General features: G+C 61.9%; 7 protein-coding genes. All 7 read right to left on the bottom strand.

The features are described 5' to 3' along the window. Positions 1-795 precede the first annotated feature (795 nt). Positions 796-2022 carry a GIY-YIG nuclease family protein gene (locus tag QZ588_RS17445; RefSeq protein WP_295544324.1) on the bottom strand — a complete coding sequence of 409 codons (1227 nt, stop codon included), beginning with the start codon at positions 2020-2022 and terminating at the stop codon, positions 796-798. Beyond that, the gene (locus QZ588_RS17440; protein ID WP_295544322.1) at positions 2015-4099 is read right to left on the bottom strand and encodes a DEAD/DEAH box helicase; all 2085 of its coding nucleotides are present in this window, start codon (positions 4097-4099) and stop codon (positions 2015-2017) included. The genes QZ588_RS17445 and QZ588_RS17440 overlap by 8 nt, the downstream gene beginning before the upstream one ends. Positions 4100-4147: 48 nt before the next feature. Further along, positions 4148-4357 (bottom strand): YgiT-type zinc finger protein, encoded by a 210-nt coding sequence (locus tag QZ588_RS17435; protein ID WP_295544320.1) that lies wholly within the window; start codon positions 4355-4357, stop codon positions 4148-4150. 12 nt (positions 4358-4369) lie between these two features. Beyond that, on the bottom strand, positions 4370-4681 hold the full coding sequence (locus QZ588_RS17430) for a DUF4258 domain-containing protein (protein ID WP_295544318.1): 312 nt from the start codon (positions 4679-4681) through the stop codon (positions 4370-4372). Positions 4682-4686: 5 nt separating this feature from the next. Beyond that, complete coding sequence (locus QZ588_RS17425; RefSeq protein ID WP_295544316.1) at positions 4687-4881, bottom strand: hypothetical protein; 195 nt, start codon at positions 4879-4881, stop codon at positions 4687-4689. A gap of 112 nt (positions 4882-4993) precedes the next feature. Further along, a complete protein-coding gene (locus tag QZ588_RS17420; RefSeq protein WP_295544314.1) occupies positions 4994-5221 on the bottom strand; it encodes a CopG family transcriptional regulator in 228 nt (75 codons plus the stop codon). After that, a partial coding sequence (locus QZ588_RS17415) for a DNA methyltransferase (RefSeq protein ID WP_366929605.1) occupies positions 5218-6969 on the bottom strand: 1752 nt, incomplete at its 5' end. The genes QZ588_RS17420 and QZ588_RS17415, both read right to left, overlap by 4 nt.

Below are 6969 nucleotides of genomic sequence, written 5' to 3'. Positions count from 1 at the left end.
TAAACCGATTCGTATATTTTTTGGCAGTAGCACACGGATAAGACCGAATCCTGAGCCTAAGTCGGACAGGCTCCTAGACAAAAAAAACAGCCGCAGACCTCGCATGCGAGCGCGAAAGACGCGATCTCAATCGCATACACCGATCAATGGGCACCTAGGTCGCGGGCACGCGTCCGCGGCCCGGACGACGGCATCAAGCTGCATTGCAATCGTCGACCGTGCAGCCGCCAGCGTTTTCGCTCCGCCCCCCTGCACACGGCTTCATTACTCATGCCTCAAAACACGCCGATGGCGCATAGTATTTGGCCGTCCGGGCTACTTGGTATGGGTCGAACAGGAAGAGCACAAAGAACACTGGTGTAACGTCTTGACTTTCGAGATCGCAGGGCATTCGCTCGCGGCGATGCACGATCATTGAGGTATCGGTGCGATGACCGCCTGCAGCGCGGGCGCCGGAAAGCATGGCAGCCTTTGTCCGGCCCGCCAATCACATATCCATAGGCACGGCCACGCCGGGATACCCATATTCATGGGTCGTCGAACGGCGTCGGTCGCAGACCGCCGCATGCGCCGTGCTTGGACGCGCCTCTTGGGATCTGCCGAGGCACGCGGGCTGTCGGTGGTTGCGTCGGTCTCGCGGTGGAGGTCGAGCAGCAGCAACTCGTCCGCCGTGAGTTCGGTGGCTTCGTCTTCGTTCACGCACAGCAGGTAAGCAGCGCTGACGTTGCCCAAAGCGCGGGCGAGGGTCAGCGCGCCACCGGCAGGCTGCGGTGGCGCCCAAGCCCGCGCCCGGGTTCATCCGGTTGGCTGGCTTCGTCCATCGCCAGCCGTAGACCCCACCGCCACCAGCGCCGCCGCCTGGGGGTCATAGACATACCGGGTGATGCTCCCATCCCTGATCCGCGCCACAGCCTCCTCGATCACGAACAGCGGCACCAGGAACCACTCGCGCGGCTGTACGGGATGGCCGAAGCGGTCGTTGATGGTGATGTCCAGCTTCGCCGGCTCAAACAGGCGATGGAACAGCTTCTCCATGCGCGTGCGGTTGATGCCCGCCAGCCGGTAAGTCGCCACCACCTCCACCGCCGCCAGCAGGTAGGTCGCGTCATGCTCGGCATTGACGATGCGGGCCTCGACGTTGCCGCCGGTCACACCAATCTTGTGCACCAGCGCGCGGTGCTGGGCGATGTAGGGATGATCGGACTGTGAGCGCAGCACATACAGGGTGCCGCTTTCGGCATCATCCGCCTCCCAGTCGTCGCCAAACACCATCTGCCCGCTCTCGGGTGACACCAGGCGCCGGGCGGCGGGATCGTCGTAGAAGGCGCGTTGCAGGGAGCGCAGCAGCAGGTTGCTCTCGGTGCCGTTGGCGAAGATGACCCGCAGCCGGCTATCGACCTCGCCGGCGGTCGTCTTCAGGGGCTCGCCCACCTCGGCGACGTACAGGGTGATGCCGTCCAGCACGAAGAAGTCCCCGGCCTCGATGGCGCGGTTGCCGGCGGTGATCGGCTGGGACTGGCGCAGGCCGGTCTTGAGATCCGTCTGCACCCGCTCAAACAGCGGCTGGAACTGATCGAAATCCTCGCAACGCTGGCGGTTGGCGATCGCCTCCGCCGCGCGCTTCTCGGCGGTGGTGCGCACATGGCGCAGCTGATGGATGTCCTGGTCGCTGTCATCCAGCTCCGCCAAGGCCGCCGCCAGGGCGTCGGCACCGTACGCCGGTTCATCAGCCTCGGCGATGGCCGCCGCCTGCTCAAGCAGCCCCTGATGATCCAAAGGGGCCAGCAGCTCACGGAACGCCTCCAGCGCGCGCAGGCGGTCCAAACGCACGGCATAGAGCCGCTCGAAGATGTCGCCGTCCTCGCCATGCCGCGGGTTGCGCCCGTGCTCATCGACGAAGCGCTGGATGTCCTCAAAGCCGGCGATCACCCGTTCCTCGCGCGGGGTGAGGCCCTGCTTTTTGTCCGGCGCCGCGAAGTCGGACAGGTCATCCGCCAGCGCATCGAGGTCTATATCAGGCATAGCGGCCGTCCTTTTTGAAGCGCATGAACGCCCGGGCGCCCTCGGCCATGCGCCGCTCCCAGGCATCGGGTGAATCCAGCTTAGGCAAGCGCCCACGCTCGTGTTTGAACTGTGAGGCGCGCACGGCCAGCTCCTTGGCCTCCTCCGGCGACAGATTGGCGCGCTTGCCCGAGATGGCGGCGGCCACCTGCTGGAGGCTGTCCGCGCTCATGGTCTTGGCCAGGATGGCGTAGGCCTCGCCAAAGGGGTTGATGCGGTCGATCAGGTCGATGTCCAGCTCGCGCATGTCCATGGCATAGCGGCGCACCCCGTCCACCAGCGCGGTGTTGGGTCTGGGCTCGCCCGAATCGCCACCCGGATCGCCACCCGGGTCACCCAGCCCGAGGGTCTCATCGACCACGCGCTTGGCCTGCTGCGTCAGATTCAGCGCGGCCACGGCATGCTGGCGCACGGCCTCCTGATCGTCCTTGTCCAGCTCCGGGTACTTGTCCTGAATGATCTTGCCCATGCGCAGCTGGGTCAGTTCCTCCGGCACCAGCTCCTCATCGAACAGGCCGCGCTCGATGGCGGATTTGTCCTGCACGAAGCTGGCGATGACCTCGTTCAGATCCTCCCGGCAGATGCGATTGGCCTCCGGGCTCTTGGGCTCGGCCAGGCCCTGGATCTCGATCTGGAAGGCGCCCGTCTCCTCGTTCACGCCGACATTGCAGGTGTCGCGGTCATAGCCGCCCTCGCCATAGTCGACGCCGGGCGTCGGCCCGCTGTCGGCGTGCTTGGGTTTGAACTCGAAGCGCGGCGCCAGGACCTGCTCCATCAGCAGGCTGGCGGCGATGGCCTTGAGGGTGTCGTTCACCGCCTCGGTGACGGCCGCCTCGCTGGCGTCGGGCTCGGCGATCAGATTGGTGAAGCGCGCGTGGGTCTTGCCCGGCGCATCGCGGGTGGCGCGGCCGATGATCTGCACGATCTCGGTCAGGCTGGCGCGGTAGCCCACGGTCAGGGCATGCTCGCACCAAATCCAGTCGAAGCCCTCTTTGGCCATGCCCAGCGCGATGATGATGTCCACATGGTCGCGGTTGTCCTTCTGTGTCGGGTCCTTGAGGGCGGCGGCCACCCGGTCACGCTTGTTGGGGTCATCGTCCACCAGATCAGCGATGCGCAGCAGCTGGCCATCCGGGCGCTTGACCAGCTGGAAGCCAGTGGCCGCATCCACCCCCTGCCACACGCCCAGGGCCTCGATGATGTGCTCGACCTCGCGCATCTTGTCCTTGGTGCTTTCGCGCGAGTTGACGTTGGGGATGTGCAGGATGGTCTTCTCGGCGGGGTCGAGCACCTTCAGGATGTCGTCGGCGTAGGGGCCGCTGTAGAAGAAGTAGCCGATGTCGAGGTGCTTGAGGTACTGGTAGCCGTTGAGCTGCTCGTAATAGGTGTAGGTGACGGTGTCGAAGCGGGCCTCATCCGTGGGCGCCAGCACGGCCTCGGCATCGCCGCGGAAGTAGGAGCCGGTCATGGCGACGATGTGGGTCTTGTCGCGGGCGATGAACTGCCCCAGGTGGGCGCCCAGCCTGTTGTCCGGGTTGGCTGAGACGTGGTGGAACTCATCGACCGCGATCAGCCGGTCATCGAAGGCCGCGACCCCGTACTGATCGACGGCGAAGCGGAAGGTCGCATGGGTGCAGACCAGCGTCTGGTCATCGCTCGCCAGGAAGGCGCCGAGCGACTGGACCTTGCCGCCGCCGTCGTTGCCCGGCGCGTTGCACAGATTCCAGCGCGGCGCGACCCGCCAATCCGCCCAGAAGCCGAATTGGGACAGCGGCTCGTCGTTGAAGCTGGCACCGATGGTCTTCTCCGGCACCACGATGATGGCCTGCTTCAGCCCCTGGTTGGCCAGCTTATCCAGCGCCACGAACATCAGCGCCCGGCTTTTGCCCGAGGCGGGCGGGGATTTGATCAGCAGGTACTGCTCGCCCCGGCGCTCGTAGACCCGCTCCTGCATGGGGCGCATGCCCAGGGCGTTGGCCTGGGTGGAGGCACCGCTTTGGGCGTAGGTGACGGAGACGGCGGGGACGGATGGGGTCATGGCTGGAGGGTCTCCATCAGGACGCGCAGTCGTTGGCGTCTTTTCGGCTCACGCATACCGATACACGGGCGTCTCAACGACCCGCACCGGCGGCGTGTTGCCGCGGATCAGCGCCTGAATGCGCTCGACGGTATCAGGTGCAAAAAACTCCTCGCCGGTTTCCTCACAGATCCTCGCCGGAACCTGCTCAATCACATAGAGCCGTCCTTGGTGCTCGATGGTATAGGTGACCTTGGTATCAATCATGGTTTCTGGCATCGCTCAGTCTCCTCATGGATTGCGGCGAATTCGATGATCAATCCATTTTTCAGGATCGGGTTCGTACAGCGTAATGATCTTGAGCAAAGGACGCGTCGGATAGCTACACAGCACATGCAAGACACGGCCTTGTAGTGTGATGCCCAGCAGTAGACAACTCGGGCCATATTTGTCGTTCGGATTATCCTCAACGATCTCAATCGCCCCCAATAGCGCCTCTTCCACCTCGCTCACGCGAATGTCGCGTAGGATGCTCTGATCAAGGGCATGTCGTGAAAACTCATACTGCCGCGCTCGAATCTTCCGCTGAATAGCCCATAACATTTGACTTAATTCTTAATCTCGGCGATGGCTTGATCAAAAGGCACTTCTTCGTCATCAGAATCCGCCTTGGCGCGATCATAGGCGCGAATGTCATCCAGTTCCTCCATGGCTTCGAGAATCTTCTGCCACTCGGGGTAAGGGATAATGACGGCCTTTCGGTTGGCGTGTTCATCGGTGACGTACTCGATGGATTCACTCATGCTGTCTTCACTCCGCTTGTTTTCACACTGCGACGGGTCCTGGTTGGTGGCGATGGATGATTCCGGCTGTGCTCAGTCCCTGTGAATCCATGTGAACCCCATGGCGGCGCGCTCAAGCATCCAGGCCAAGTTGGCGCCTTGCCTCGGCGGCGGAGAACACGGGCTCCTCGCCCTTGCGGACGCGATCACGCACGTCGGCGGCCTGGTAGTAGTCCTCCCGGTCGGCGATCCCTTGCGCGATGATTTCCTCCAGGCAATGCACCCGGGAGCGGCCGGTGCGTGCGGCCAGCAGGTCGAGCCGGTGTTCGATGTCGGGGGGCAGGTCGATGGCGGTGGTCATCGGGTGGCGCCTCGCTTGGGTTGGGTGGTGGTCATCTTGGTGTAGAGGTCGAACAGCTTCTCCAGGCGCTCGGTGTCGTTCTTGAAGCGGCGGCCGATGTAGATGCGCTCCAGCACCTCGTCGTTGCGGTCATGGGCGGCGCGCAGGTCGTCGGGCATCTTGTTCGGGTCGTAGAGGTCGGCGATGGTGGCCGGGAAGTGGCGCTCGCGGGTCAGCAGGATGTCCTCGGCGCAGCGGGTGAGGTCGGTCTTGTTCTTCTCGGTGAGCGTGGGGACGGGGAAGGTGTTCCAGCCGAGGGTGTTGGAGTAGCGGAAGTCGGTTTTCAGCTTGCCGCAGACGGTTGCGATCCAGACCAGATGCACGCGCGAGGCGATGAGGGCCATATTCCAAATAGCTGAGTCATAAATAGCAAACGCAAGATTGGATATAATTGATTTTGGACCTACCATCCCGACGGGAAGGAATTCCCGCGCCTCCGAACTGACGCTCGGAACAACGATTGAGACCATGTTTCCAACATCCTGTATTTGCCTAAATCTATGGGGAAAGTCTGCAAATGGCCGAGTGGTAGGAGCTTTGCTCTCTCTGCGAGCTTTGGCAACGGCATCCAATCGAGCGGCAATCTGTGGAATGGATTGCGCGATGCCCACCTCCTCATCACTAATCCAAAGACAATATCGTTCTTCTCCGCGTATGAGTTCGCGCGAGCCCAAATATTTGAATAGAAATGGCTCAGCTTCACTGGCATTCTTCAGCATGTGTTTTGCTTCATCGGGCGAGAGACATAGATTTCCACCGTCAGTGGGTTGGTTGCCCTTCAGCATTAAGCTCTGCTCGCAAAGAGGTGAGCTCCGGCTTTGTACGATGGCGTCACTCGCAGGCACAAGGTAAGCATTGATGTTGTCAACTTGGCGTAGAACCGACTGTCCTTCTTGATCTAGAAAATAAAGTTTCTTCTTTTTGCCTGATACCCGAGAGACTCCGACGACGATGACAGTAACGCCTGCATTGTGGCTCGCGAGATTCGCCCACTTGAAAGATGTATGAGCAAATGAAATTTCCTGATTGCTACCAAAAATCAATGGCCAAAGCATCGGAACTTGTTGACCTTGACAGATGGAATTTGTGCTTACAAATGCAAAGCTGCCTTCGACTATTCGACAGAAATCAGCGGCCTTTAAGAACCAACCTGCGATGTAGTCAAAGTTCTTCCAGCTAGCCGTTCGCTGTGCGAAAAGGGACTCCAGATCACTCTTTTGTTTGGGGGTTTGGTAGCTACTGCCTCTGTAAGGCGGATTCCCACAAATGTAGGTCTCTCCACCCTCATTCTCGAAATCGATCTCGGGCTGATCCAGCGGCGTCTCCAGCAGATCATCCGACACCCTGCGCACGCCGGTCCCGGTCGGCGGGCAGATGCTCAGCCAATCCAGCCGCAGCGCATTGCCGCAGGTGATCCAGTTCTCGGCGCGCAGCGGCAGGAACTCAGCCAGCGCCAGCTTGCGGCCCCGGTATCGCTCGTCACACTGATACTCGGCGATGACCAGCGCCAGGCGCGCGATCTCGGCGGAAAAGTCGCGCAGCTCGATGCCGCGAAAGTTGGTCAGCGGGATGTCCGAGGGGCGCTTGTCCTCCCCCCGGCGCCGATTGATCTCGGCCTCGATGGCGCGCAGCTCCTTGTAGGCGATGACCAGGAAGTTGCCGGAGCCGCAGGCGGGGTCGAACACCCGAATGCGGGCGATGCGCTTGCG

The sequence above is a fragment of the uncultured Thiohalocapsa sp. genome (genome assembly GCF_913062725.1).
Taxonomy (GTDB): domain Bacteria; phylum Pseudomonadota; class Gammaproteobacteria; order Chromatiales; family Chromatiaceae; genus Thiohalocapsa.
This window is presented reverse-complemented; position numbering and strand designations above follow the sequence as displayed.